24 protein-coding genes are annotated in these 24,176 nt (G+C 54.8%); 13 read left to right on the forward strand and 11 right to left on the reverse strand.

What is annotated here, in order from left to right; genetic code table 11:
- Window positions 1-127 precede the first annotated feature (127 nt).
- The 8 genes from HHI26_RS12990 (at window position 128) to HHI26_RS13025 (ending at window position 8,434) form a co-directional block, all read left to right on the forward strand.
- Window positions 128-1,276, forward strand: a complete 1,149-nt coding sequence (locus HHI26_RS12990) for an iron-containing alcohol dehydrogenase (protein WP_167863210.1) — start codon at window positions 128-130, stop codon at window positions 1,274-1,276.
- Window positions 1,277-1,289: 13 nt separating this feature from the next.
- Entirely contained in the window at window positions 1,290-2,174 is an 885-nt protein-coding gene (locus HHI26_RS12995) for a dihydrodipicolinate synthase family protein (RefSeq protein WP_159336948.1), read from the forward strand.
- 54 nt (window positions 2,175-2,228) lie between these two features.
- Window positions 2,229-3,179 (forward strand): phosphoglycerate dehydrogenase, encoded by a 951-nt coding sequence (locus tag HHI26_RS13000; protein ID WP_133842240.1) that lies wholly within the window; start codon window positions 2,229-2,231, stop codon window positions 3,177-3,179.
- Between the two features lie 59 nt (window positions 3,180-3,238).
- Window positions 3,239-4,558, forward strand: coding sequence for an MFS transporter (locus HHI26_RS13005; protein WP_133842241.1), 1,320 nt, complete (start codon window positions 3,239-3,241; stop codon window positions 4,556-4,558).
- Between the two features lie 130 nt (window positions 4,559-4,688).
- Window positions 4,689-6,104: a sodium:solute symporter family protein gene (locus HHI26_RS13010; RefSeq protein ID WP_133842242.1), complete on the forward strand. Its 1,416-nt coding sequence runs from the start codon at window positions 4,689-4,691 to the stop codon at window positions 6,102-6,104.
- A 1-nt stretch (window position 6,105) separates the two neighbouring features.
- Window positions 6,106-7,287: an exo-alpha-sialidase gene (locus tag HHI26_RS13015; RefSeq protein ID WP_133842243.1), complete on the forward strand. Its 1,182-nt coding sequence runs from the start codon at window positions 6,106-6,108 to the stop codon at window positions 7,285-7,287.
- Complete coding sequence (locus tag HHI26_RS13020) at window positions 7,284-7,760, forward strand: YhcH/YjgK/YiaL family protein (RefSeq protein WP_159336906.1); 477 nt, start codon at window positions 7,284-7,286, stop codon at window positions 7,758-7,760. The genes HHI26_RS13015 and HHI26_RS13020 overlap by 4 nt, the downstream gene beginning before the upstream one ends.
- Window positions 7,757-8,434 carry an SDR family oxidoreductase gene (locus HHI26_RS13025; RefSeq protein ID WP_133842245.1) on the forward strand — a complete coding sequence of 226 codons (678 nt, stop codon included), beginning with the start codon at window positions 7,757-7,759 and terminating at the stop codon, window positions 8,432-8,434. The genes HHI26_RS13020 and HHI26_RS13025 overlap by 4 nt, the downstream gene beginning before the upstream one ends.
- 61 nt (window positions 8,435-8,495) lie before the next feature.
- Here the strand turns inward: HHI26_RS13025 and yacL are convergent, their stop codons facing one another.
- Window positions 8,496-8,858 carry a protein YacL gene (gene yacL / locus HHI26_RS13030; protein WP_133842246.1) on the reverse strand — a complete coding sequence of 121 codons (363 nt, stop codon included), beginning with the start codon at window positions 8,856-8,858 and terminating at the stop codon, window positions 8,496-8,498.
- Between the two features lie 305 nt (window positions 8,859-9,163).
- On the opposite strand from yacL, the gene HHI26_RS13035 reads away from it, so the two are divergent.
- Complete coding sequence (locus HHI26_RS13035) at window positions 9,164-9,496, forward strand: type II toxin-antitoxin system RelE/ParE family toxin (RefSeq protein ID WP_171149223.1); 333 nt, start codon at window positions 9,164-9,166, stop codon at window positions 9,494-9,496.
- Window positions 9,493-9,765 (forward strand): XRE family transcriptional regulator, encoded by a 273-nt coding sequence (locus HHI26_RS13040; protein WP_159336903.1) that lies wholly within the window; start codon window positions 9,493-9,495, stop codon window positions 9,763-9,765. Before HHI26_RS13035 ends, HHI26_RS13040 begins: the two co-directional genes overlap by 4 nt.
- Before the next feature lie 51 nt (window positions 9,766-9,816).
- Here the strand turns inward: HHI26_RS13040 and acnB are convergent, their stop codons facing one another.
- The 3 genes from acnB to HHI26_RS13055 form a co-directional block, all read right to left on the reverse strand.
- On the reverse strand, window positions 9,817-12,414 hold the full coding sequence (gene acnB, locus HHI26_RS13045) for a bifunctional aconitate hydratase 2/2-methylisocitrate dehydratase (RefSeq protein WP_133842249.1): 2,598 nt from the start codon (window positions 12,412-12,414) through the stop codon (window positions 9,817-9,819).
- A 485-nt stretch (window positions 12,415-12,899) separates the two neighbouring features.
- Complete coding sequence (locus HHI26_RS13050) at window positions 12,900-13,112, reverse strand: cold-shock protein (RefSeq protein ID WP_133842250.1); 213 nt, start codon at window positions 13,110-13,112, stop codon at window positions 12,900-12,902.
- A 1,180-nt stretch (window positions 13,113-14,292) separates the two neighbouring features.
- On the reverse strand, window positions 14,293-15,297 hold the full coding sequence (locus HHI26_RS13055) for an aldo/keto reductase (RefSeq protein ID WP_171149329.1): 1,005 nt from the start codon (window positions 15,295-15,297) through the stop codon (window positions 14,293-14,295).
- 101 nt (window positions 15,298-15,398) lie between these two features.
- Here HHI26_RS13055 and HHI26_RS13060 point away from each other — a divergent pair, with 101 nt between their 5' ends.
- Together HHI26_RS13060 and HHI26_RS13065 are read left to right on the forward strand one after the other, a co-directional pair.
- Window positions 15,399-16,340 (forward strand): LysR family transcriptional regulator, encoded by a 942-nt coding sequence (locus tag HHI26_RS13060; protein ID WP_133842251.1) that lies wholly within the window; start codon window positions 15,399-15,401, stop codon window positions 16,338-16,340.
- Window positions 16,337-17,119: an enoyl-CoA hydratase/isomerase family protein gene (locus HHI26_RS13065; RefSeq protein WP_133842252.1), complete on the forward strand. Its 783-nt coding sequence runs from the start codon at window positions 16,337-16,339 to the stop codon at window positions 17,117-17,119. Before HHI26_RS13060 ends, HHI26_RS13065 begins: the two co-directional genes overlap by 4 nt.
- Before the next feature lie 2 nt (window positions 17,120-17,121).
- Here the strand turns inward: HHI26_RS13065 and HHI26_RS13070 are convergent, their stop codons facing one another.
- Genes HHI26_RS13070 through HHI26_RS13080 form a run of 3 tightly spaced genes read right to left on the reverse strand, consistent with a single transcriptional unit; the run spans window position 17,122 to window position 20,247 of the window.
- Window positions 17,122-18,327, reverse strand: a complete 1,206-nt coding sequence (locus tag HHI26_RS13070) for a thiolase family protein (protein WP_171149224.1) — start codon at window positions 18,325-18,327, stop codon at window positions 17,122-17,124.
- Window positions 18,284-19,801, reverse strand: coding sequence for an AMP-binding protein (locus HHI26_RS13075; RefSeq protein WP_171149225.1), 1,518 nt, complete (start codon window positions 19,799-19,801; stop codon window positions 18,284-18,286). The genes HHI26_RS13070 and HHI26_RS13075 overlap by 44 nt, the downstream gene beginning before the upstream one ends.
- A gap of 5 nt (window positions 19,802-19,806) precedes the next feature.
- Window positions 19,807-20,247, reverse strand: a complete 441-nt coding sequence (locus HHI26_RS13080; RefSeq protein WP_133842255.1) for a thioesterase family protein — start codon at window positions 20,245-20,247, stop codon at window positions 19,807-19,809.
- A 37-nt stretch (window positions 20,248-20,284) separates the two neighbouring features.
- Here HHI26_RS13080 and HHI26_RS13085 point away from each other — a divergent pair, with 37 nt between their 5' ends.
- Window positions 20,285-21,271, forward strand: a complete 987-nt coding sequence (locus HHI26_RS13085) for a zinc-dependent alcohol dehydrogenase family protein (RefSeq protein ID WP_159336898.1) — start codon at window positions 20,285-20,287, stop codon at window positions 21,269-21,271.
- A gap of 263 nt (window positions 21,272-21,534) precedes the next feature.
- Here the strand turns inward: HHI26_RS13085 and HHI26_RS13090 are convergent, their stop codons facing one another.
- From HHI26_RS13090 to HHI26_RS13105, 4 genes are read right to left on the reverse strand one after another with little or no spacing between them, the layout of a single operon-like run.
- The gene (locus HHI26_RS13090) at window positions 21,535-22,071 is read right to left on the reverse strand and encodes a biotin transporter BioY (RefSeq protein WP_133842257.1); all 537 of its coding nucleotides are present in this window, start codon (window positions 22,069-22,071) and stop codon (window positions 21,535-21,537) included.
- Window positions 22,071-22,715, reverse strand: coding sequence for an energy-coupling factor transporter transmembrane protein EcfT (locus HHI26_RS13095; protein WP_133842258.1), 645 nt, complete (start codon window positions 22,713-22,715; stop codon window positions 22,071-22,073). Before HHI26_RS13095 ends, HHI26_RS13090 begins: the two co-directional genes overlap by 1 nt.
- Window positions 22,712-23,386, reverse strand: a complete 675-nt coding sequence (locus tag HHI26_RS13100; protein ID WP_133842259.1) for an ATP-binding cassette domain-containing protein — start codon at window positions 23,384-23,386, stop codon at window positions 22,712-22,714. Before HHI26_RS13100 ends, HHI26_RS13095 begins: the two co-directional genes overlap by 4 nt.
- Window positions 23,387-23,399: 13 nt before the next feature.
- A complete protein-coding gene (locus HHI26_RS13105; protein WP_159336897.1) occupies window positions 23,400-24,104 on the reverse strand; it encodes an SDR family oxidoreductase in 705 nt (234 codons plus the stop codon).
- Window positions 24,105-24,176 lie beyond the last annotated feature (72 nt).

Below are 24,176 nucleotides of genomic sequence, written 5' to 3' on the forward strand. Positions count from 1 at the left end.
GTGAGCAAGTTCAAATTAATCAGAATCAATATGCCCTATAAATTACCCATCAAAGTCGGAAAGCCCTTACAAATGACGAAATACAATCACCCGTAACTGAAAGCGGCGTGATGAGGAGAAATCAGGCATGAACATAAACAGTACCGTGATCGCGGGCTACCAGACACTCAATGACATTGGCTACCTGTTAAAAGGTAAGCAGCGTGTGTTGCTGGTCACCGATAAGAATATTGCGGCGATCCCGGCAGTGCAGACGCTGACGGAGCAGGTACGCCGTCAGGTCTCAACCTTACATACCGTCAGCAACGTGCCACCCGAGCCGAGCCAGCATGATGTAGCAGAGATCCTCGCCGGCCTGGCCTCGCGCGATGTGGATCTGGTGATTGGCGTAGGCGGTGGCAGCGTGCTGGACGTGGCAAAACTGCTGTCGGTGCTGTGCGTTGAGAATGCACCTACGCTAGAGGCCCTGCTGGCCGGAGAGAAACCTCAGAGACGCACCTCCTCGTTGCTGATCCCGACCACTGCAGGTACGGGGTCAGAAGCCACGCCAAACGCCATTCTGGCCATCCCGGAGAAAGAGACGAAAGTCGGCATTATTTCCCCAGTGATGCTGCCGGACTATGTGATTCTGGCCCCGGAACTGACCACCAGCATGCCGGCACATATTGCATCTTCAACCGGGATTGATGCGCTCTGCCACCTGATTGAGTGCTTTACCGCGACGGTGTCAAACCCGGTGAGTGACAACTACGCGCTGATCGGGATGAAGAAGCTGTTTGCCAGCCTGGAAACCACCGTGGCTGAACCCGGTAACCTGGAAGCCCGACTGAATATGCTGTGGGCGTCTTATTACGGCGGGGCGGCCATCGCCCATGCCGGGACTCATCTGGTGCACGCCATGTCCTACCCGCTGGGAGGCAAATATCACCTGCCGCACGGCGTGGCGAACGCCATTCTGCTCGCTCCCTGCATGCGCTTTGTGCGCCCGGCGGCGGTAAGCAAATTCGCCGAAGTCTACGATCTGTTGCCAGAGGCTAACCCGCAGCTCAACGCGGAGGAGAAGTCTCACGCACTGGTGGATTACTTCGCGGCCCTGGTCCAGCGACTGAAGCTGCCTGCCAGCCTCGACGAGCTGGGGATCACCTCAGAACACCTGCCTTATTTAGTGGAAGCGGCACTCGATGTGCAGCGCCTGATGAAAAATGTCCCGGCACCGGTGAGCGCAAACGACGTGCGTAACGTGTACCTGACGCTGTTTCCGGCACTGAATCACTAACAGAGAGATTATGATGAGCAAAACTATTCAGGGCGTACTGACCGCCATCGTCACACCTTTCGATCATGACGGCGCCTATGCTGAAGCAGCCATGCGCCGTCAGGTGCAGCGCCAGCTGGCGGCCGGAAACGGTATTTTCTGCGGCGGCACCAACGGTGAGTTCTTCGTATTAAACGAACAGGAAAAGCTGGCTGTGACGGCCACCTGCGTCGACGAAGTGGCCGGAAAAGCCAATGTGGTGGCCCACGTCGGCGAGATATCCACACGTGAAACCATTCGCCTCGGTAAACAGGTTGCCGCGCTGGGTGTGGATGCCGTGTCGGTGATCACTCCGTACTTTGTTCCACTCAAACAGTCAGAGCTGATCGCCCACTACACCGCCGTGGCCGATGCACTGACGGTGCCGGTGTTTCTCTACAACATCCCGGCGCGTACCGGCAATACCTTACAGCCGGAAACCGTTCGCCAGCTGGCTGCCCACCCCAACATTATCGGCATCAAAGACAGCGCAGGCAGCTATGAGAGCCTGAGCGGCTTCCTGAAAGCAGCCGAAGGTATTGATCACTTTAACGTGCTGAACGGTCCGGACTCGTTGATCCATCAAGGATTCGTGGACGGCTGCTCGGCGTGTATTTCCGGTCTGGCTAACGTTGCACCGCAAGAGATCAACGCCATCTGGTCGCACTTCCACGCGGGCGATATCGCGGCCTCACGCAAAGCCCAGGAGAACGTCACCGGACTGCGTACCGACCTGTATGCCGTGGCCTTCTCACCCGCAGCGGTGAAAAAAGCCGTGGCACTGATGGGCTTTGACGTGGGTGACAGCCGCTACGCGGTGCAGTTTAGCGCGGAAGAAGAGCAAAAAATTCGCCAGATCGTTAACCAGTATCTTCAATAATTTTCCGGCAGCGGCACTGCGATGCCGCCTGCTCTGACACCGGGGATCCCTGTCATGAAAGTGATTTGTACTTCACCGTCTTTTGCTAAATATGATGCCCAGCCTATCACCACATTGCGTGAACAGGGCTTCGAACTGATCAGCCTGCCTGCGGATGCACCGCTCAGTGCACTGGAGCCACATCTGGCCGATACCGTGGCGATGATCGTTGCCTTTACGGACGTGAATCAGGCACTACTGGCGTGCGCACCAAAACTGGCGATCGTCTGCAAGCACGGCGTGGGCGTCGACAATATCGACCTGAATGCTACCCGCGAACGCGGCATCTATGTCACCAACGTACCGGATGCCAATAAACATGCGGTGGCTGACTTTGCCTTTGCCTTGATGCTCAACAGCGCCCGGCAGCTGAATCAGGCCATCAACGACACCCGCTCCGGGCAGTGGCCACGTATTTTTGCCACCGATATGTACGGCAAAACCCTTGGCATAGTGGGGCTGGGCAATATTGGTAAGCAGGTGGCACTGCGGGCACGCGGTTTCAATATGCGCGTGCTGGCATTTGATTTCTATCCTGACCAGCAATTTGCCGCCGACCATGACATTCAATTCGTCAGCATGGACCATCTGACGCAGGAGAGTGACTTCATCACCCTGCACACGCCACTGACGGCCGAAACCCACAATCTGTTTGATGCTGTCCGCATGAAGCGTATGAAAAAATCCGCCTTCCTCGTGAACGTGTCACGCGGTGGCGTTATTAATGAAGCCGACCTCTATCAGGCGCTGGCCGATAACGTGATTGCCGGTGCGGCAGCCGATGTCTTTGAGCATGAGCCGCTGGAAGCCCACCCCCTCTTTACCCTGAATAATTTCCTGCCGACGTCGCACATTGCCGGCTATACCGACGGTGCCATTGGCGCGATGGGTGAACGCTGCGTGCAGCAAATTATTCAGTGCATTAAAGCACGCCAGAAGCCCGTCAATATTATGAATCAGCTCTGAAAATTACAACGCTGCTGTTAAATCAGTAGCCTACGATAACTTTGACCTCGGTTACTACGATGAATAATGTTGCAAGCAGCACCAGAATTCGCTGGTGGATCGCCGGGTTGATGTGGCTGGCAATTGCCATTAACTACATTGACCGCACCGTGCTGTCAGCGGCGGCTCCGCACCTGATCGATGAACTTAGCCTGAATCCGGAAATGATGGGCTTTATTATGGCGGCCTTCTTCTGGTCCTATTCGCTGTTGCAGATCCCGGCGGGTTGGTTTGCCGATCGCTACGGCCAGAAAAAAGGGCTGGGGATTGCCGTTGCCTGGTGGTCTATTGCCACCTCAATGATGGGCCTGGCCACCGGGTTTAAATCCCTGCTGGCATTACGCCTGGCGCTCGGCGTGGGTGAAGCGGCGGCGTATCCAAGCAATGCCGGGATCACCGCGCGCTGGTTCCCGGATAAAGAGCGCGCCACCGTCTCTGGCTTGTTTGACAGTGCCTCGAAATTTGGCGGTGCCGTGGCGATGCCGCTGATCGTCTGGATGATCTATATGGTCGACTGGCGCATGACCTTCCTGATCATCGGTAGCGTCGGCCTTCTGTGGGTGATCGCATGGTATCTGATTTACGCCGAAAACCCGGAAGATCATCCGAAAATCAGCAAGGCAGAAGTCAGTTTGATCCGTGATGGTCAGGCTCAGAAGCATGGCGATAAAAACGTGTTGCCGATGAAGTGGTACAAGCTACTGCGCTACCGCAATATCTGGGCGATGTGCCTGGGCTTTTTCACCATTAACTACACCTCCTATTTCTTTATCACCTGGCTACCGACCTACCTGGTGAAAGATAAAGGCATGGATTTCATCAAGATGGGGATGGTTGCCGCTCTGCCGTTGCTGTGTGGCATGGTGATCGAAGTGATCGCGGGCTGGGCATCCGATCGTATGGTCCATAAAAAAGTGCTGTCGCTGACCGCCACCCGCAAACTGTTCCTGACGATTGGCCTGCTGATGGCACTGTGCATCGGATTCGCGCCTTTCACAGATTCCGTCTTTATGACCGTGTTCCTGCTGTGCGTTGCCAAATCAGGCACCACGGTAGCGGCGTCTCAAGTTTGGGCACTGCCGGGCGATGTGGCACCAAAAAATAGTGTGTCGATGGTCGCCGGGCTACAAAACACCGTCTCCAATATGGGCGGCGCGGTCGGCCCGATTATCACCGGTGCCATCGTCGCCGCGACAGGATCCTTTACTTATGCACTGGTGTTCTCAGCCGCGTTGGTGGTGTTGGGGATCCTGAACTACCTGTTCCTGCTGGGTAAGGTCGAACCCATCATCGATGAGGATCAACCTGCTCTTTCTCAAACTTCAGCCAGTCACGGCTAAATCAGACACGAACAGCAATACAGGCACACCTTCCTGTGAGGTGTGCATCGCTCTCTTTTGCCTTTGTACCCTACTGAAGCGCCACAAGAGCCTGAAGGCCAGCGCGCTTTTTACAACTTAAGAGGTTGTTATGAAAGAATTTACCACGCAAGGTACGCTGATCATCGTCGGGATGGTGCTGGTGTACATCCTGTTTACCAGTTGGCTGACCTGGCGACTGCGCAGTAAAACCTCCGGTGAACATATGGAAGGCGCACGCGCCATGCCCGCGTTTATCGTCGGCATCCTGCTGATGTCGGAATATATCGGCGCCAAATCCACCATTGGTACCGCACAGGCGGCGTTCGAAGATGGCTTCGCGGCCTCCTGGTCGGTGATTGGTGCCGCCATTGGCTTCCCGATTTTCGGTCTGCTGCTGGTAAAACGCATCTATAACACCGGAAAAATTACTATTTCTGGTGCCATTGCCGAGAAGTACGGCAACACCACCAAATGCATTATCTCGCTGATTATGATCTACGCCCTGCTGCTGGTGAACGTGGGTAACTACGTCAGCGGTGCGGCGGCGATCTCCACCGTGCTGAAAGTGAACCTGCCGGTGGCGGCCTTTATTACCGCCATTGTCAGCACCTTCTACTTTGCCTTTGGCGGTATGAAGGGGATGGCCTGGGTCACGATGCTGCACAGTGGCCTGAAGTACATCGGTATTCTGATTATTCTAGGCGTGGCACTGAAGATGACCGGCGGGATTACGCCCATGGTTGAGAAAATGCCATCGTTCTACTGGACCTGGGATGGTCACGTTGGTGCCAGTACGATTATGGCGTGGCTGATCGGAACTATCGGTTCGATCTTCTGTACCCAGTTCGTGATCCAGGCGATCTCCTCCACCAAAAGCCCGGCCTCTGCGCGCCGTGCCACCTGGGTGGCCTTCTTCTTCTGTCTGCCGATTGGCCTGGCGATTGCGGTGATTGGCGTGGCGGCCAAATTCCTGCATCCGGACATCAACAGTCTGTATGCCCTGCCCGTGTTTTTACAGGATATGAGCCCGTGGCTGGCGGGTGTGGTCACGACATCGCTGGTGGCCTCGATCTTCGTCAGCGTCAGTACGGTAGCGCTGGCGATTGCATCGCTGATTGTGAAGGACTTCTATGTGCCGATGCGTAACCCAACGCCAGAGCGTGAGTTCAAAATGACGCGCTGGCTGTCGCTGGCCATCGGCTTTGCCCCACTGATTTTTGTGTTGCTGGTGCCGGAAGTGTTGAAACTATCGTTCTTCACCCGTGCTATCCGTCTGTCGATTTCCGTGGTGGCGATTATCGCCTTCTACCTGCCGATGTTTAAAAGTGCGCGCGGCGCAAACTGGGGGCTGATTGGTTCCTGCGTCGTGACCTCGGTCTGGTTTGTCATGGGCGATCCGTTCGGCATCAATAACATGTACATCGCCCTGATTGTTCCGGCGCTGGTGATGGTGATTGATCGCATGATCCCATCGCGGGACAGCCAGAAAAAAACCGCACACCAAATTCAAAAAAGTGGAGCCTGATATGACACTGGAAACGCTCACCGTAGAACGTAACGGCATTATCGCTACCGAGGGTGACAGGCAGCAGGCGATGCTGCCCTCATCCTGCCCGCAAAATCATGCGGCTAACCTGCTGCCGCTGCCGGATGGCGATGTGCTGTGCGTATGGTTTGGCGGTACTCAGGAAGGGATCGCCGATATTTCTGTCTGGTGCTCACGCCTGGAGAAAGGGAGCGAGCGCTGGTCCGACGCGGTAAAACTCTCGGACGACCCGACCCGCTCGGAGCAGAACCCGGTACTGTTCCTCGACCCGGACAACGTGCTGTGGCTGCTGTACACCGCGCAAAAGTCCGGCAATCAGGATACGGCAATTGTGCGCTACCGCCAGTCAATGGACTTCGGCCAGAGCTGGGGACCGATTGCCACGCTGCTCGACCAGCCCGGCACCTTTATCCGTCAGCCAGTAGTCGTGCTGGCTAACGGCGACTGGCTGCTGCCGGTGTTCTACTGCCGTACCCAACCGGGTGAAAAATGGGTGGGCAATAATGACGACAGCGCGGTGAAAATCTCGCGGGATAAAGGCAAAAGCTGGCACGATGTGGCCGTGCCGGACAGCACCGGCTGCGTCCATATGAATATTACGCTGCTGAAAGATGGCTCGCTGCTGGCGCTGTATCGTAGCCGCTGGGCAGATCATATCTATCAAAGCAGGTCCGACGACGGCGGGCAAAGCTGGTCCGCCCCACAGGCCACCGAACTGCCAAACAATAACTCGTCGATTCAGGTGACTACGCTGGCGAACGGTGACCTGGCGTTGGTGTTTAACGCCATGAGTGCCGAAGGGGCCAGCGAACGCCGCACCTCACTGTATGACGAAATTGAAGATGAAGAGGATGACGTGGCGGTCGCCGCCGAACCGGTGATCCACAGCGGTAAAACCGCCTTCTGGGGAGCACCACGAGCCCCCATGACGCTGGCGATTTCACGTGATGGCGGAAAAAGCTGGCCGTTCCGGCGTAATCTGGATGAAGGCGACGGCTACTGCATGACGAATAATTCGCAGCAGAAGCTGAACCGTGAGTTCTCCTACCCCAGTATTAAGCAGGGGCTGAACGGGGAGCTGCATATTGCCTACACCTATTTCCGCCAGGCGATTAAATATGTGCGTGTGGAAGAGGAATGGGTGACAGGAGATCGCCGATGATCGCCGGTAACCTCAACCATCTGACGCTGGCTACCCTGCCTGCATCGCTGTTTCAACTGCTGGCGCAGCCCGCGCACAGCCTGGCGGCATTGAGTGCACTGCCCGATGGGCGATGGCAGCCGGAGGGGGCCGCCTGGTTCTGTCATATCGGCTCACAGCAGAGTGCACCAGCGGTCACACGCCATACCGAGTTTCACCGGGAATATCTCGATATTCAGATCGTGCTGACGGGCGAGGAGGTTATCCGCTACGGACTGACCGATGCACGCCCGGCCGGCGGTGAAGAACGTAAAGCGGATCTGTATATCGTCGCCGATCCACAGCTGACGCAGCAGGTCCATCTGCGTCCCGGCGACTTTGTAACGTTTGCACCAGGCGAAGCGCATCAGGCACTGTGCGCCATCGGGCAACCGATGATGGTCCGCAAGGCCGTTTTTAAGATCCCGGTGGGAATGCTGGAGGGCACACTATGAGCCGTCATGCGCTGGTGACCGGCGCCAGTTCAGGCATTGGGGCGGCGATTGTTGATCATCTGTTAGCAAAGGGCTGGCAGGTGACTGGATTAAGCCGTAGCCACATTGAACATGATAACCCGCAGTTTCGGTCTGTCAGCGTGGACCTGTTCGACAATGCCGCGCTGGCCCGGGTACTTGCCGGGATGGAGACACCGCAGGCCATTATTCACGCGGCCGGGATGATGAAAGCGGCATTGCTGGGGGAGCTGGATGTCACGGCCAGCCAGCAGCTATGGCAACTGCATATTGCCGTAGCGGAAACGCTGGCCAATACCTTTGTGCCGCATATGCGCAGCGGTGGGCGCATCGTGCTACTGGGCAGCCGCACGTCACGCGGGGCAGCAGGCCGTAGTCAGTATGTCGCCACCAAATCGGCCATGATAGGTATGGTCCGCAGCTGGGCAGCAGAGCTGGCACCACGTGGGCTGACAGCCAATATCGTTGCGCCTGGCGCCACACAGACACCGATGCTGAACAGCCCCGGACGCGAAGGTTCGCCGCCAAAACTGCCACCTATCGGCCGCTTTATTCAGCCACAGGAAGTTGCCGAACTGGTGGGCTATCTGCTGTCACCTGCCGCCGCCGCCATTACCGGGCAGGAGCTGGTGATGTGCGGTGGAGCATCGTTATAAACCAGGCATGTATTGGCAAGGGCCGGGCATGCCCGGCTCCTGCGGGGCTTCGGCGTGAACGTTAACGCCCCTGTAAAAATTCCCGGTAGGCGGCAATCACGGCCAGAAAGTCTTCCACTCCGCAGAATGACAGACTCTCTTCATCGTAGTAATTCATCCCCTCTTCCATCTCATCGCCTTCAAAGTTGAGCTGGTTTGAACGGATCATCACTTCTTCTTCATCCAGTAACAGCGTGTACTCTTTGCCCACGCGCTGCCACTGACGCACGCTGCCTTTGACGTCTTCGGCAGCGGCTTCGACCTCATCCAGCAGGGTGAGGTCTTCATTCACTTCATCATTAAACCAGTGACCGACGGCTTCATGGCCCATCGTCATGCGAACCTTCACACCACCGGTGATATCTCTTAAAAATTCATATTCCATCGCGCTTTCCTCCCGGCCAGCCTGCTCACAGGCTCAACCACATTTTGCGCGTCTGCCGCGACAATACTGAGCTTTGGCGCGCATTATCGCAGCCCGGCGCGGGAAAAGCAGGAGGTTTTACGTAGCGCTTTCCAATATTGATAACGGAACAGTGAAAATACTGGCCTGTCCGCTTTCCCCCATGGCATGTTCTGCCCGGCACAACGGTAATGCCCGTTCACCGGCAACATAAAATTACGTAATCACGGAAAAACAGTTGCTTAAAATTACGTAATTCCGTAAATTCATCAACAGGGAAGAATCGAATGAAAAAGATCTGTTTTCTTGGTAGCTCGTTGAGCGACCTTAAACACTTTCCCAGGAATGTGATGCATGATGCGGGTTATCAACTCGCTCAGCTACAGGCGGGTGCGACACCTGCAGATTTTAAATCACTGGCTGCTGTTGCCAGTGGGGTGTGGGAATTGCGAATACATGATGGTGACAGCGGGACATTTCGCGTGGTCTACGTGTCAAAGCTCCGCGATGCTATCTATGTACTGCATGCTTTCCATAAGAAAACGCTCAAGACCAGCCCGCAGGATGTGGCACTGGTCCGCCAGCGTTATCAGCAACTGATACAGGAGTTCAGCTCATGATCCAGCGTTTCGACAGTGTCTGGGATGCCCTTGCCGACACCCCGAAAGAGGCCGAACAGCTCAAAGCACGCTCACAATTACTGATGGCGTTGCAGGAAAAAATTGACGGCATGCCGCTCAAAGAGGCCGCCGTACTGCTCGGCGTCACCGTCTCACGTATTTCCGAAATTCGTAGCGGAAAGTTTCATCTTTTCAGTCTGGATAAACTCGTCACACTGCTTGCCAAAGCCGGCTATCAGGTGAAGTTCGAGATCGCAGCCATCCACTGAGCACATAAAAAAACCGGGCCATGTGCCCGGTTTCTTAGCGCTAACTGAAGATTAAACCGCAGTCTGGAAAATCACGCCGTCGGCTTTGTCGGTGTACTGACTCAACTGGTCGAAGTTCAGATAACGATAGGTGTCCACAGCGGTTTTATCCACCTGGCCCATAAACGTCAGATACTCTTCCGGCGTTGGCAGTTTACCCAGCAGAGAAGCGACTGCGGAGAGCTCAGCAGACGCCAGGTACACATTTGCACCCGTTCCCAGACGGTTAGGGAAGTTACGCGTGGAGGTCGATACCACCGTTGCGCCATCTGCCACACGTGCCTGGTTACCCATGCACAGTGAACAGCCCGGGATCTCAATGCGCGCGCCGCTCTTACCGAATACGCTGTAGTAGCCTTCCTCGGTCAGCTGTGCCGCATCCATCTTGGTTGGCGGAGCCACCCAAAGACGCGTAGGCAGCTGGCCTTTATGCGCATCCAGCAGTTTCCCAGCCGCACGGAAGTGGCCGATGTTGGTCATGCAGGAACCGATAAAGACTTCATCGATTTTAGTGCCCTGCACATCAGACAGCAGACGGGCATCATCCGGGTCATTCGGTGCACACAGAATCGGCTCTTTAATATCTGCCAGATCGATGTCGATCACCGCAGCGTATTCCGCATCCGCATCGCCTTCCAGCAACTGCGGGTCGGCCAGCCATTTTTCCATGCCCTGAACACGACGTTCAAGCGTACGACGATCGCCGTAACCTTCAGAGATCATCCATTTCAGCAGCACGATATTCGAGCTGAGATATTCGATGATCGGCTCTTTATCCAGCTTGATGGTACAGCCGGCTGCGGAGCGCTCTGCTGAAGCATCCGTCAGTTCGAATGCCTGCTCAACTTTCAGTTTCGGCAGGCCTTCGATTTCCAGCACGCGACCTGAGAAGATGTTTTTCTTCCCTTTCTTCTCAACGGTCAGCAGGCCAGCTTTAATCGCATACAGTGGGATCGCATGCACCAGATCGCGCAAAGTGATACCCGGCTGCATTTCACCTTTGAAACGCACCAGCACGGACTCTGGCATATCCAGTGGCATAACGCCGGTCGCAGCAGCAAAGGCCACCAGACCTGAACCCGCCGGGAAGGAAATACCAATTGGGAAGCGAGTATGTGAGTCACCGCCTGTACCTACGGTATCCGGCAGTAGCATACGGTTCAGCCAGCTGTGGATTACCCCATCCCCCGGACGCAGCGACACGCCGCCACGGTTCATAATGAAGTCAGGCAGCGTATGGTGCGTGGTCACATCGACCGGCTTCGGATAAGCCGCGGTATGGCAGAAGGACTGCATCACCAGGTCTGCAGAGAAACCGAGGCAGGCGAGGTCTTTCAGTTCATCGCGGGTCATTGGACCGGTGGTGTCCTGCGAGCCAACCGAGGTCATTTTCGGTTCGCAGTAGGCGCCAGGGCGCACACCGTCAACGCCGCATGCACGGCCGACCATTTTCTGCGCCAGTGAGAAGCCACGGGTACTGGCTGCCACATCTTTCGCCTGCTCGAACACATCACTGTGCGGCAGATTCAGAGATTCGCGGGCTTTGGTGGTCAGGCCACGACCGATGATCAGTGGAATACGGCCACCAGCACGAACTTCATCCAACAGTACGTTGGTTTTTAGTTCAAAGTTAGCCAGAACTTCGTTGGTGTCGTGATTGCGGACTTCACCTTTATACGGATAGATGTCGATAACATCGCCCATATTCAGACGGTCAACATCGACTTCAATTGGCAGTGCGCCTGCATCTTCCATCGTGTTAAAGAAGATAGGTGCGATTTTACCGCCGAGGCAGACGCCACCGCCCTTCTTGTTCGGCACGTAAGGAATATCGTCGCCCATAAACCAAAGCACCGAGTTGGTAGCGGATTTACGCGAAGAACCTGTACCGACCACATCACCAACGTAGGTCAGTGGGAAGCCTTTAGCCTGTAATGCTTCGATCTGTTTGATCGGGCCTACGTTACCAGCATCGTCGGGTTCGATGCCTTCACGGGCGTTTTTCAACATCGCCAGCGCGTGCAGTGGAATATCCGGGCGAGACCATGCATCCGGCGCCGGAGAGAGGTCGTCGGTATTGGTTTCGCCGGTCACTTTGAACACGGTTACGGTGATTTTTTCTGCAAGTTTAGGGCGTTTCAGGAACCATTCAGCATCAGCCCACGACTGAATAATCTTTTTCGCGTGTGGGTTGCCTGCTTTAGATTTTTCTTCGACATCGTAGAAATTGTCGAACATCAGCAGCGTGTGGGACAGCGCTTCAGCGGCAATCGGTGCCAGCTTTTCATCGTCAAGCGCGTCAATCAGCGCATGGATGTTATAACCGCCCTGCATGGTGCCCAGCAGTTTGACTGCCAGTTCAGGAGTAACCAGAGGAGAAGTTGTTTCGCCTTTCGCGACAGCAGCCAGGAAACCCGCTTTGACATACGCCGCTTCGTCAACGCCCGGCGGCACTCGATTGATTAACAGATCGGACAGAAATTCTTCTTCACCCGCTGGAGGGGCTTTTAGCAGTTCAACCAGCGCGGCCATTTGGGAAGCATCTAACGGTTTTGGAACAATCCCCTGGGCAGCACGCTCGGCAACGTGCTTACGGTATTCTTCTAGCACGACGTTCTCCTCGCTCTCATTGTATTTAGCATCCCGGGCTACCTGAGTTCACCGCAAAGTGAAAACCATCCATGTGTAGGGTAAGGTGCCCGGTTCCGCGAGGGCCAGCATAGCAGGATTTCGGTTGCGTGTTAATCCGTTTACAAAAAAGCAACATCAATAGCCTGACAGTTTTTATGGGCAAAAAAGCCTTTTTCCAGCGTTTTAAGCTGCTTTTTTAACATGACCATATTGGATGTTCTTCACTTGCGACTAAAAAACCGCATTCCTGCCGCACAGCAATCTCCCGCTACTACCTGTGGAAATAAATGCAGCTTATTTTAAACAGCGGTTCGATGACTTATGGAGAGGGGCACACAGGGGATATTTTTTTGCGGGGAGAAAAACAAAAAAAGCCGCACTTGGCGGCTTTTTTATCACTAACACATCACTGCTCAGGCTAATGCCCTCATCGCTGTCGTCGGTGTTAGCGAGATTATCGCAAATTACAGAGCGATAACGTTTACAGCTGATGGACCTTTAGCGCCGTTCTCGATAGAGAACTCAACTTTCTGGCCTTCATCTAAGGTTTTGAAATCGCTGCTCTGGATAGCAGAGAAATGTACGAATACATCTTTGCTGCCGTCTGCTGGAGTGATGAAACCGAAGCCTTTATCAGCGTTAAACCATTTTACTAAACCAGTCATTTTGTTAGACATAGATATTTCCTTTCAATTTTTGAGCCACTTAACATGGCGAACATGGCCTGTTCATCAGATTTAAACTTATGGGCACTTAGGAGGAGGCTCTCGATGAAGGGATATCTTTGATAACACTTGTACTGAGGACTGCTTTACTAAAACTGCTTTCATAAGGTCTGTATTCCAAACCGATGAGGCATAGTAGACCGGATAAGACTCAACAAGCAAGGATTCATTTCACTTATATTTTTTGAACTTTATGGTTCACGTCTGGTCAGCGGGTTGTACTGAAGGATAAGTGCTCATGTGGGTGAGCTCATGAAAATGTCACCAGGCTTAAATGATAAAAGCCCTGACAGAGATTGCCAGGGCTTTTAAGGTACTGCTAACTCAAACTTTAACATTAATGAACTTAACGAGTAATGACTTCTATTAGTACTTCGTCAAATGTACGTGTTTATTACGGATAGTATAAGTGACTAAGATTCTAGCTTACCTCCATAAATGACAGTTAACATCATCATGCCTGTCGAAAGACATGGCCGGTTAAACAAGTACACACCCAACGCGACGTAGACTCTTTGATACGTGGCTTGACTTCCATTGTGACTTATTAACACACATCACAACATTCGGACTCGCTTATATCGGTAAAACATAGCCTTATGTCATCGCGCTTACGTTCCCACCCTGCGATTTCGCAACTGACTGCGTGGCCTTAAGCATCATCGAAGCGAGTGGATAACAATAACTAAACTCACAACGACTCTCCCATACAAAAATACTTCGTGACCTTCATCGCAAAATAAACATTAAACTTTATCTGACACAACCCGGTAATATTCCCGTGCTGTGAGTTCTAATCTACTGCTTTAAAAACAAGAGTCAATACTGTTTTTAATGCCATGTGATTATTATCAGTGTTTATCACCTCAATTGTCAGGCAGGGAGAAAATCTGGTGATATAAACGCCAGCTGTCCGCCAAACCGGGTAGAAATCATTATAAATGGGCAAAAAAACAAGGTAAAAATCAATATCCATGCCAAGAAAGCCATTACTCGAAAATAATTTAGGCTACGTTCAACTTTTTCCTGCATTTATTTTTAACATGCACATGCTTCAGTCAACGCGTGGCCCTTCAGGATTGCCAAACAGCAAACGCTGCGCCCACGGGTGACATTATCGACATGATAATGCTTAGCGGGGTAAATCGCTTTCCACCAGCGTAAGCTCCTGTGCCGTATAGCGTTCACCGATAATATTCTCCGCCGCAAACAAACGATCGAGCAGTGCCAGGTCATCCTCTGCCAGACGGATATCGACGGCACGGCAGTTATCTTCCAGATGGGGAATTTTGCTGGCACCTGGAACAGGCACAATGTTCTCACCTTTCGCCAGTACCCAGGCCAGCGCCATCTGCGCCGCGCTACAGCTATAGCCGTAAGCCACGTCTTTTAGCTGCTCGACTAACAAAAGATTGTGGGCCAGCGCCTCTTTCTGGAAACGCGGCAGATAATGACGGAAATCATCGGCTGCCAACACGGGAAGCTTTCCTGAAAGGAAACCTCGGCCCAATGGACTGTAAGGGACAAAACCGATGCCAAGTTGACGACAGGTTGAGAGCAAGCAGTGTTCAGGCTCACGTGACCACAACGAATACTCACTCTGCACGGCGGTAATGGGATGCACCGCATGTGCACGCTGTAATGTTTCGCTGGAAATTTCTGACAAACCCAGGTGCAGAACTTTCCCCTCACGTACCAGGTCGGCCATTGTTCCCACCACGTCCTCCACTGCTACGCTCGGGTCGAGGCGGTGTTGATAGTAGAGGTCAATCACTTCTACCCCCAGACGCTGTAAGGATGCCTCTACCGAGGCACGAATATTTTCAGGCTGGCTGTTCACGCCTTTAATACGTTCCCAGCCTTCCCCCTCATCTGTGATATGAAAACCAAATTTGGTAGCGACCTTTACTTTACCCGCGTGGCCTTTCAGTGCTTTTCCAATCAGAGACTCGTTGGTGAACGGCCCGTAAACTTCCGCAGTATCAAGGAAATCTATGCCCAGATCGAAGGCGCGATGCAGCGTTTTGATCATCTGCTGTTCATCGCCCGGCTGCCCGTAGGCAAAACTCATTCCCATGCATCCCAGACCGAGAGCGGAAACGTGAAAATGTTCACTGCCTAATGTTCTTTGTTTCATCATTTTTATCCCGTTGATTAGCGACAATGTCGTTATACTTTCCCCGGTTAAAATCAACAATTGACGCTAATTAAGCGCTTTAATGAAAAATAATCATCAATATGAAAAATCGCACTACGCTACAGGAATTAGAGATTTTCGCTGCCATCGCCCGCCATCTCAATTTCCGCAAGGCGGCGGAGGAGCGTAATGTCACACCTTCGACGTTGAGTCATACCCTCACAAATCTGGAGCAGCGTATCGGTTTGCGGCTCCTGAACCGCACCACGCGCAGCGTATCGTTAACTGAGGCGGGTCGTGCTTTTCTGTCGCGTATTGAACCGGCACTGGTCGATTTGTCCAGTGCGGTGGATGAGTTGAACACCTGGCGTGCCGATCCACGAGGCACACTGCGTCTCAATATGCCGCGCAATGCGGAAGCCCTTGCTCTGCACCCTGTATTGCTGCCGTTCCGCCAGCAGTACCCCGACATTGCCCTGGAGATAGCCACCAGCGATGGCTTTGTGAACATTGTGGAAGAGGGTTTTGATGCCGGTGTACGTTTTGGCAACGTCATTCCGCAGGATATGGTGGCGATCCCCTTCGGCATGCCCGTCACTGGCGCAGTGATTGCCAGCCCGGCGTTTGTTGCCCATCACGGTGCGCCGCAGCATCCGGATGAACTGCCAGACTATCCCTGTATCCAGCGGCGTTTTCCCAGCGGAATGCAATATAAATGGGAGTTCCAGGTGCAGAGCAAATTGAAGGAGATTGCGGTCAACGGCAATCTGACACTGGATAACGATCAGATGATGATTAAGGCCGCACAAGCCGGGGCCGGCATCGCCTTTGTGCTGCGCAACCTGAGTGAAAGCGCGCTGGCAAGCGGGGAACTGGTGGAGCTGCTGACTGACTATGTGGCGCCAGCTGAAAGTTTCTGGCTCTATTATCCCAGCCGTAAATACCACTCCGCCGCGATGCGCTGCTTTATTGAGTGGGTACAACAGGCCAATCGCGGCGTGATACACTCAAATTCCTTGCTGAATCACGCTGAGCCACGATGAATAGCGAACAACCGAATACGCAACTGGTCCGCTGCGACCGCCCCATCCCACACGTTGCGCGGCTGACGCTCCACCGCCCCGCCGCGCGTAATGCCTATAATGCCGTCATGATCAGCGAGCTGGAACAGTGCCTGAACTGGTGCGAACAGCAGGCCGATATCCGCACCGTTATCCTTACTGGCAGCGGAACCGTGTTTTGCGGTGGGGCCGATCTACAGGAGGCCTTTACCGACGGTGGCAAAGGCCTGATCAATTCGCACGGTGGGTTTAACCCGTTGCAACATCTGCCACGGCGCAAAATCTGGATAGCGGCACTGAATGGTCATGCCTTTGGTGGTGGACTGGAACTGGCGCTGGAATGTGATTTTATTATTGCCGCTGAGCAGGTGAAAATTGCGCTACCCGAAGTGAAGCATGGCCTGCTGCCGCTTGGCGGGGCCATCGGCCAACTGGCAACACGGCTGCCTGCGAGCGTTGCACGAGAGATGCTGCTTATTGGTGAGCCCATGGACGCTCAGCGTGCGCTGGCGCTGGGCCTGTTTTACCAGGTGACCACAGCGGAAGACCTTTTGGAAAATACACTGACGCTGGCTGCCAGCCTCAACCGCAACGCACCGCTGGCCGTTCAGGCCTGTAACGCCCTGCTGAAAGCAGCCAACGCCCGGGATCTTTGTCAAATCAGCGCTGCAGAATTGCAGCAGCTCCAGGCGAGCCAGGATTATCAGGAAAGTCTGCTCGCCTTCAGCGAAAAGCGCGCTCCGCAGTGGCGCGGAAAATAGGTTTAAAGCCGCACGGCTTTAAATAACGCACTTAATCCCAGCCCTCCGGCGATGCCCAACATCGCCAGACCAAAGCCGCCACTGTGCGGTTGGCCCAGAAGCTGGCTGAACAGACGCGTTACCATTATCGCGCCTGATGCGCCATAAGGATGCCCCAGAGCAATAGCGCCGCCCTGGCGGTTAATCCGCATCTCATCAATATGCAAAGCATCAACAGACCCCAGAACCTGGGCAGCAAAAGCTTCGTTAAACTCAATGACGTTGACCTGATCCAGCGTCAGACCCGGCTGGCGTGCCAGCAGTTTCTGCGTGGCGGGCACCGGCCCGAGGCCCAGCAGATTAGGATCGACGCCTGCGCTACAGGCATCCGCAAACAGCAGTCCTTCGGTAAAACCACTGGCACGTGCCCTGCGGCGGCTCATCACCAGAAGCAACGATGCGCCATCATTCAGCGGGCAACAGTTGCCCGCCGTTACTGTTCCGTCAGCGGCAAACACCGGCGACAATGCCGAGAGCTTAGCCAGCGAGGTGTCGGCACGCGGACACTCATCGTTCTCCACCAGACGCCCCCTGACGCTAACCGGGACAATCTCTTGCCGAAATGCCCCCTGCTGCTGTGCCGCCAGCGCACGCTGATGGCTGCGCAGGGCAAACTGATCCTGACGCTCCCGGCTGATGCCACACTGGCGCGCCACATTCTCGGCCGCCATGCCCATCTCCGGGTCACCGATATCATCCGGTGAAAACTGCGCGCGTCCGAAGAAACGCGGCATCTGTTTCAGCGATGCGGGTTTTTCCACGCGCCACGGTGCAGTACTGACACTTTCAACGCCGCCCGCCAGATAACACTCCCCTGCTCTGGCCTGCACCAGACGGCAGGCATTAATCACCGCTTCCAGCCCGGAACCACACTGGCGATCCACCGTGACGGCAGGAACAGAGAGCGGCAAGCCCGCCGTCAGCGCTGCCAGCCGGGCAATATTGCCGCCGCCGCCCGTCGCATTACCGATAATCACTTCATCAATCGCGGTAAACCCCGCTGGCAGGGTCGCCATGATGTGCTCAAACAGCGGTGTCAGCAGCGCGGCCATCGGCACACCGTCAAAGATGCCATAAGCTCTGCCAACCGGAGTACGTCGTGCAGCGACGATCACCGGCTGCCAGTCATCCTCTGGCTGGTAATTCAGTAAGCTCTTTGCTGCTGCCATGTTGTGCGATCCTTTTTTCCAGCTCGGTGCGTTTTATTTTACCGCTCGGCGTCAGTGGCCAGTGTGTAATATGATAAAACTGGCGCGGAATTTTATATTTCGCCAGCAGTGAGCGACAACGTTGTGATAACTGTGTCAGTTCTTCTGGTGCGCCCTCAACAATAGCGACCATTTTCTTACCCAGATAATCATCATCAACCGCAATCACTACGGCTTCAATAATTCCCGGCAATGATTTAATCGCTGACTCTATTTCAGAGAGATAAATATTATTGCCACCGCTGAGGATCATATTTCCCCGACGGCCAATGACATGCAGGCGATCATCATCATCGAGATAACCGATATCAGCCACCGTCGCCGTTGACTGATCTTTTACAAAGGCGCTGCCGTCATCGCCCCACAAATAACGGTCGATAATTTGTTCGCTGGTAATATAAATGGTGCCCGGCTGGTTCGCGGGAAGAACCTCTCCCTGATCATTACGGATGCTAATCTCCACGCCGGGAAACGCCTGGCCGACCGTTGCCAGCGATGCGCTGATATCGGCATCCTCCAGGGTGGAAACGGCAATAAAGCCCAGCTCTGAGGCACCGTAATATTCCTGCATTCGCGCGACGGGAAACAGTGTCCGCGCCTGACGGTAGTGATTTAGCTCCAGCTTGGCACCCGCGCTTAACAGACGCTGGAGGCTGGGATATGCGCTGCCTTCTGCCACACGAGCAAACCCGGCGATCATCGTGGGGACGACCACCAGCCGTTCGATCTGTCGCTGCGCAATCAACGCCAGCGCCGCCGCAGGCTGCCACTGCCCGGGGCTGTAGAAGGTTCCTCCGGCGTACAGCGTTTCATTCAGGCAGTAAAGGCCAATACCGTGAGAAAGGGGACCGGGAAACAGCGTTGAGGGGGCATGTTTTAACCCAAAGAGCGCTTCACCGTTTTCAAAGCTACAGCGCCAGGATCGTCGCGATCGGATAAAGGCTTTCGGCAGACTGGTGGTGCCGGAGGTAAAGTTGATCAGAAACGGCGTTTCAGCCTGCATCCCGGCGGTAAATGCGGGATCGTCTGGCAGAACACGTGGCGCGGGTTCGCTATCGACGGCCAGCCAGCGGATCGCCAGCTGCTCGGCCTGTGCGATCAGCGCCCGATCCTCTGCTTTCAGCAGCAACAGATCCGGCGCCAGCCGTTGCAGCATATCGTGGCGTTGTTCAACGGGCACCTGAGGATCGATAATCGCCGCCGTAAAAGGCTGCGCAGTGGCCGCCAGCCAGGCAACGGGGAAGGTAATATCGTTACCGATGGCTATTGCTACAGTGCGGTTTTCACTAGTGGAAGGCATCCGGCACAGCTGCTGGTACAGCACCTGCGCACGCTGCCACAGCTGCTGCCAGCTCAGCGTGTAACCTTCAATATCAACGGCGGTCAGGTCGGGATGGTTTTCTGCATGCTGCTTAACTCTGTCGTGAACCGGCATGACGATCAGGCCCCGACAAACGGAAAGTGCCGGGTGAGCGCCTGACGGGCTTCATCCGGGATCGGGCACGGCTTATTATCCGTCAGACTTACACAGACCCAGATGAATTTGCCTTCGGCGCACAGCGTGGTTTTATCATCGAGCATTAAACGGATGGTGAAAATTAAACTGCTGTTACCGATTTTCTCAATCAACACCTGAGGTAACACCACATCATCCACTGACAGCGGATGAGAGAAAGTGGCTTCGCATTTTTTCACGTGGTAGGCCACACCCGCAGTGTGTGGTCGAAATAAAGGCAGAATATCAGCGCGGCGAAACGCATTAACCACAGCATCTTCACAATAGTCTAAATAAACAGAATTATGCACGTGACCGTTTAAATCTATATCGCGCATTGATACGCGAAATGTTTCGCTATTATACTGTTCCTGCATAAAAAACATTAACCTGTCAACCGGACAACACTGAAGAAAATATACCATGAAAGAGACTTTATTCACCAGAGCAGTCGTCCGGGAGTTCGGCAAAATCGGTGAGGTGATGCAGCTTGAACAGAGTCCACTCACAGAGTTAACCGCAGGCCAGGTGCGGGTGAAAATGGCCTTCGCCACCATCAACCCCTCTGATATTATTACTATTTCTGGTGCCTATCGTTCACGTATCGCCCTGCCCTTTGTGCCGGGCTTCGAGGGAATGGGCAGAATAAGCCAGAGTAATGAGGCCGGGTTGCCTGTTGGCCAGCGTGTGTTACCCGTTGGCAGCATGGGAGCCTGGCAGCATTATAAGGACTGCGATCCGCAGTGGTGTTTTACGCTGCCAGACTTCGTGACTGACCAGCAGGCGGCGACCAGCTACGTCAATCCAATGACCGCGCTGCTGATGCTGACCGAGGAAATGCATTTCACCCCGGGGATGCGCATTATCATCAATGCAGCAAACTCGGCCATCGGTAAAATGCTGATCCGCATTGCCAATCATCTGGGGCTGAAGCCGATTGCAATTGTGCGTAAAGCAGAGAACCTCGACATCTTCGGCGGGTATGCCACAGAGCAGGTGCTGAACAGCAGCGCACAAGATTATCCGCAGGCGCTGGCCGCGTTAGCACAACGCGGCGGCGTAGCGACTATTTTCGACTGCATCGGTGGTGAAGAGTCTCTGGCGCTGGCCCAGGCACTGACGCCGGGTGGGCAGTTTATTCACTATGGCCTGCTGTCTGGTCAGCCGATCCCGGCGACCTTCTGGCGCAGCCGCCCGGATATTCGCTTCTCTAATTTCCATCTGCGTCTGTGGGTGCACGGCCATGAGAAGACGCGGGTTCAACGCAAAATCAATGAGGTGATGGCGCTGATCCGCGACGGCGTGATTGCCACCGAGATTGTCGCCGAATATGAGCTGGAGGAGATCGACCAGGCGGTCAAAGCCGTGCAGTCAGGGGAGTTGAAAGGGAAGATTTTATTGCGGATGTAACCATTATTCCGGGAAAAAACCCGGGCGAGGCTTGCCTCGCCCCTACGCAGATCCCCGTAGGGGGCGGGCATGCCCGCCCCGTTTACAACGTCAGATAAGCCCCCACGCAGATCCCCGTAGGGGTCGGGCATGCCCGACCCGTTTACAACGTCAGATAAGCCCCCACGCAGATTCCCGTAAGGGGTCGGGCATGCCCGCCCCGTTTACAATGTCAGATAAGCCCCCACGCAGATCCCCGTAGGGGTCGGGCATGCCCGACCCGTTTACAACGTCGGATAAGCCCGGCGCACCGCGCGAATGATCAGCACCGCCAGCACCACTTTGACAATATCGCCCGGCAGGAAGCCCAGTGAACCCAGCGCCGCCTGCTTTAAAGATAACCCGGCCACTGCCGCAATCCACGGAATACCTGCCGAGTAGATCAGTACTACCCCGCCCAACACCAGGAACAGCACCTCTTTAACCAGCGTCAGTGAACGCAGGTTACGCTGATACAGGAAGCCAATCAGTAATGCTGCCAGCGGCCATGCCAGAATAAAGCCACCGCTTGGACCGAGGAAAATCCCTAAACCACCGCGACCGCCCGCCAACAGCGGCAGGCCAATCGCCACCAGCACCACAAACAGCACCAGTGCCAGCGCACCGCGCTTCGCCCCGGCAATGGCACCGGCCAGCATCGGGCCTAAAGTCTGAGCGGTGATCGGCACAGCAATCACCGGCAGACTGAACGCCGGAAACAGACCCAGCGCGGCAGTGATGGCGGCAAACAGCGCAATATAAACAATATCTCGGGTGGACATTAAGATCCTCTCACTTTCTCAGCATCGGTGCGCTCACGGCGCAGTTGGGGGTCATAAGCGCGGGCTTCAAGCGCCGCCGCAATATCATCAGCCATTTTCAGGGTACGAACGATCACCGGAATGGCAATGGCGATCAGGCTGCGATCCAGCCCACGCGCTTTTTGCGCCTCCCGCACTTCAGCAACAATCGCTGCCAGTACCGGAATAAAACGCATCGCCAGCGACAGCGCCAGGCTGACCTTCGCCGGATTAATACGTACATAACGCAGCCAGAACAGGCCTTTCTCCAGGGCGTCAATCATCTCAGTGGTGCGCGTGGTGAGCGTCACCAGCGCCGCCATCAGCATCAGCGCCGCCAGCCGTGCAATCACCAGCACGCCGGACTGCCAATTGACCATCCACCACTGCACGGCAAACAACAGCACCAGTACCCACAGCAGCGGTTTAAGCTGCAACAGCATAATGCGGGGTGAGATACGCGCCAGTGGATAGAGCAATCCTACCAGCAGAAGAGCCACCAGCGAGGTTTCCAGCCGGGGGAACACAAACAGCAGCGTGCCCAGTAACGCCAGCGAAAGGATCTTCAGGCCGGGGGGCAGCCGGTGGATCATCGAATTTCCCGGGATGTAATCGCTTAATATCATGACATCATCCTGACGTACTCTTTCAGTGCCACTGCGGGCACATCATCAATCACCACCTGCCCGCGCTCAAACACCAGCACGCGATCGAAATCCTGTAAAAATTCCAAATCGTGAGACACCACGATCGCTGTCTGATCGAGATCGGCAATCGCCTGCGCAATACGCCGTTTATTACGCAGATCGAGTAACGTGGTTGGCTCATCAAAGACGATATATTCCGGCTCCATGACCAGCACGCCAGAGATAGCCAGCAGTTGCTTTTGCCCGCCGCTTAACAGATGAGCCGGATGCTGACGCAGATCCTGCATATCGTAACGTGCCAGCGCCGCATCGGTGCGTTCGCGGATCACCTGCTTTGACAGCCCAAGGTTTTTCATGCCGAAAGCGAGATCTTCTTCAACCACCGGAAAGACAATCTGGTTGTCCGGATTCTGAAACACGAAGCCGACTTTACGCCGTACCGCTTTCCCCTGCTGACGGGTGTTCAAGCCATCAACCAGCACCTCGCCCTGTTGCGGCAGCAGCAGGCCGTTCAGCAGACGGGCAAAGGTACTTTTGCCGCACCCGTTGCTGCCGACAATACCAATGCGCTTTTCTGCGAGTTGCAGAGTGATGTTATCGAGGACCTTACGCTCACCATAAGCATGCGATACCCCTTTCAGTTCCAGCATAACGTCTCCTGGGTCAGACGGGTTTACGTGGACGATACTGCCGCCCGATGGTGAGTTGCTCCACAACCGCAGCCGGAGACAATGACATCACGAAATCAACCGCGCGGCACAGATCGTCGGTACTCAGCATCTCATCGGCTGCCAGACCGGAACCCTGCGCCATATCGGTATCCACCACATCGGGGCACAGCGTGGTGACTTTAATCCCCTGAGCTCCCAGTTCACGTGCAATGGATCGGCTGTATCCGACCAGCGCATGTTTGCTGGCGGCATAGCTGGCCACGCTGCCATAAGGCTGCACACCGCTCACCGAGGCGAGATTAAAGATGCGCCCCTCAGGCGATTTCGACAGCCAGGGAACACACAGCTGGCAAAGATGATGGATAGCAGTGACGTTAGTCGCCAGCATAGCGCTGAAATCATCCAGCGCGGTCTGCGTTGATCCGCCACGGAAGATCCCCGCCGCGTTGATCAGCACATCAAGCTGTGCGTGCACGCTCAGTGCCTGCTGCACCTGTTGTGCCACCGCCGGATAATCGCAAACATCCAGTGCCAGCGTCTGCACGCGTGCAGAGCCGAGAGTGTTTGCTAAGGCGTTCAGCGCCTGCGCATTCCGTGCAATGAGTATCAGGTGATAGCCCGCAGCATGGAGATGGCGGGCAAGATGGTGACCGATACCACGTGAGGCACCGGTGATCAGGGCAACTTTATTCGACACAACGAGCCTTTTGACCGGTCAGAAATTGCCAGCAAAGATACGCGATTTTGCGGCGCCCTGCGCGGTTTTTTA

The sequence above is a fragment of the Erwinia sp. JH02 genome (genome assembly GCF_013074405.1).
Taxonomy (GTDB): Bacteria; Pseudomonadota; Gammaproteobacteria; order Enterobacterales; family Enterobacteriaceae; genus Erwinia; species Erwinia rhapontici.

Excerpts from the sequence above, each read along its gene's own strand:
- HHI26_RS13035 (WP_171149223.1), top strand. The coding sequence starts at position 9,164 with ATGAAAAAGATCTGTTTTCTTGGTAGCTCGTTGAGCGACCTTAAACAC.
- HHI26_RS13085 (WP_159336898.1), top strand. The coding sequence starts at position 20,285 with ATGAAAGAGACTTTATTCACCAGAGCAGTCGTCCGGGAGTTCGGCAAA.
- HHI26_RS13020 (WP_159336906.1), top strand. The coding sequence starts at position 7,284 with ATGATCGCCGGTAACCTCAACCATCTGACGCTGGCTACCCTGCCTGCA.
- HHI26_RS13070 (WP_171149224.1), bottom strand. The coding sequence starts at position 18,327 with ATGGCAGCAGCAAAGAGCTTACTGAATTACCAGCCAGAGGATGACTGG.
- HHI26_RS12995 (WP_159336948.1), top strand. The coding sequence starts at position 1,290 with ATGAGCAAAACTATTCAGGGCGTACTGACCGCCATCGTCACACCTTTC.
- HHI26_RS13075 (WP_171149225.1), bottom strand. The coding sequence starts at position 19,801 with ATGCCGGTTCACGACAGAGTTAAGCAGCATGCAGAAAACCATCCCGAC.
- HHI26_RS13080 (WP_133842255.1), bottom strand. The coding sequence starts at position 20,247 with ATGTTTTTTATGCAGGAACAGTATAATAGCGAAACATTTCGCGTATCA.
- HHI26_RS13000 (WP_133842240.1), top strand. The coding sequence starts at position 2,229 with ATGAAAGTGATTTGTACTTCACCGTCTTTTGCTAAATATGATGCCCAG.
- HHI26_RS13090 (WP_133842257.1), bottom strand. The coding sequence starts at position 22,071 with ATGTCCACCCGAGATATTGTTTATATTGCGCTGTTTGCCGCCATCACT.
- HHI26_RS13015 (WP_133842243.1), top strand. The coding sequence starts at position 6,106 with ATGACACTGGAAACGCTCACCGTAGAACGTAACGGCATTATCGCTACC.
- HHI26_RS13050 (WP_133842250.1), bottom strand. The coding sequence starts at position 13,112 with ATGTCTAACAAAATGACTGGTTTAGTAAAATGGTTTAACGCTGATAAA.
- HHI26_RS13095 (WP_133842258.1), bottom strand. The coding sequence starts at position 22,715 with ATGATATTAAGCGATTACATCCCGGGAAATTCGATGATCCACCGGCTG.
- HHI26_RS13005 (WP_133842241.1), top strand. The coding sequence starts at position 3,239 with ATGAATAATGTTGCAAGCAGCACCAGAATTCGCTGGTGGATCGCCGGG.
- HHI26_RS13065 (WP_133842252.1), top strand. The coding sequence starts at position 16,337 with ATGAATAGCGAACAACCGAATACGCAACTGGTCCGCTGCGACCGCCCC.
- HHI26_RS13060 (WP_133842251.1), top strand. The coding sequence starts at position 15,399 with ATGAAAAATCGCACTACGCTACAGGAATTAGAGATTTTCGCTGCCATC.
- HHI26_RS13040 (WP_159336903.1), top strand. The coding sequence starts at position 9,493 with ATGATCCAGCGTTTCGACAGTGTCTGGGATGCCCTTGCCGACACCCCG.
- HHI26_RS13100 (WP_133842259.1), bottom strand. The coding sequence starts at position 23,386 with ATGCTGGAACTGAAAGGGGTATCGCATGCTTATGGTGAGCGTAAGGTC.
- HHI26_RS13055 (WP_171149329.1), bottom strand. The coding sequence starts at position 15,297 with ATGAAACAAAGAACATTAGGCAGTGAACATTTTCACGTTTCCGCTCTC.
- HHI26_RS12990 (WP_167863210.1), top strand. The coding sequence starts at position 128 with ATGAACATAAACAGTACCGTGATCGCGGGCTACCAGACACTCAATGAC.
- HHI26_RS13010 (WP_133842242.1), top strand. The coding sequence starts at position 4,689 with ATGAAAGAATTTACCACGCAAGGTACGCTGATCATCGTCGGGATGGTG.
- yacL (WP_133842246.1), bottom strand. The coding sequence starts at position 8,858 with ATGGAATATGAATTTTTAAGAGATATCACCGGTGGTGTGAAGGTTCGC.
- HHI26_RS13025 (WP_133842245.1), top strand. The coding sequence starts at position 7,757 with ATGAGCCGTCATGCGCTGGTGACCGGCGCCAGTTCAGGCATTGGGGCG.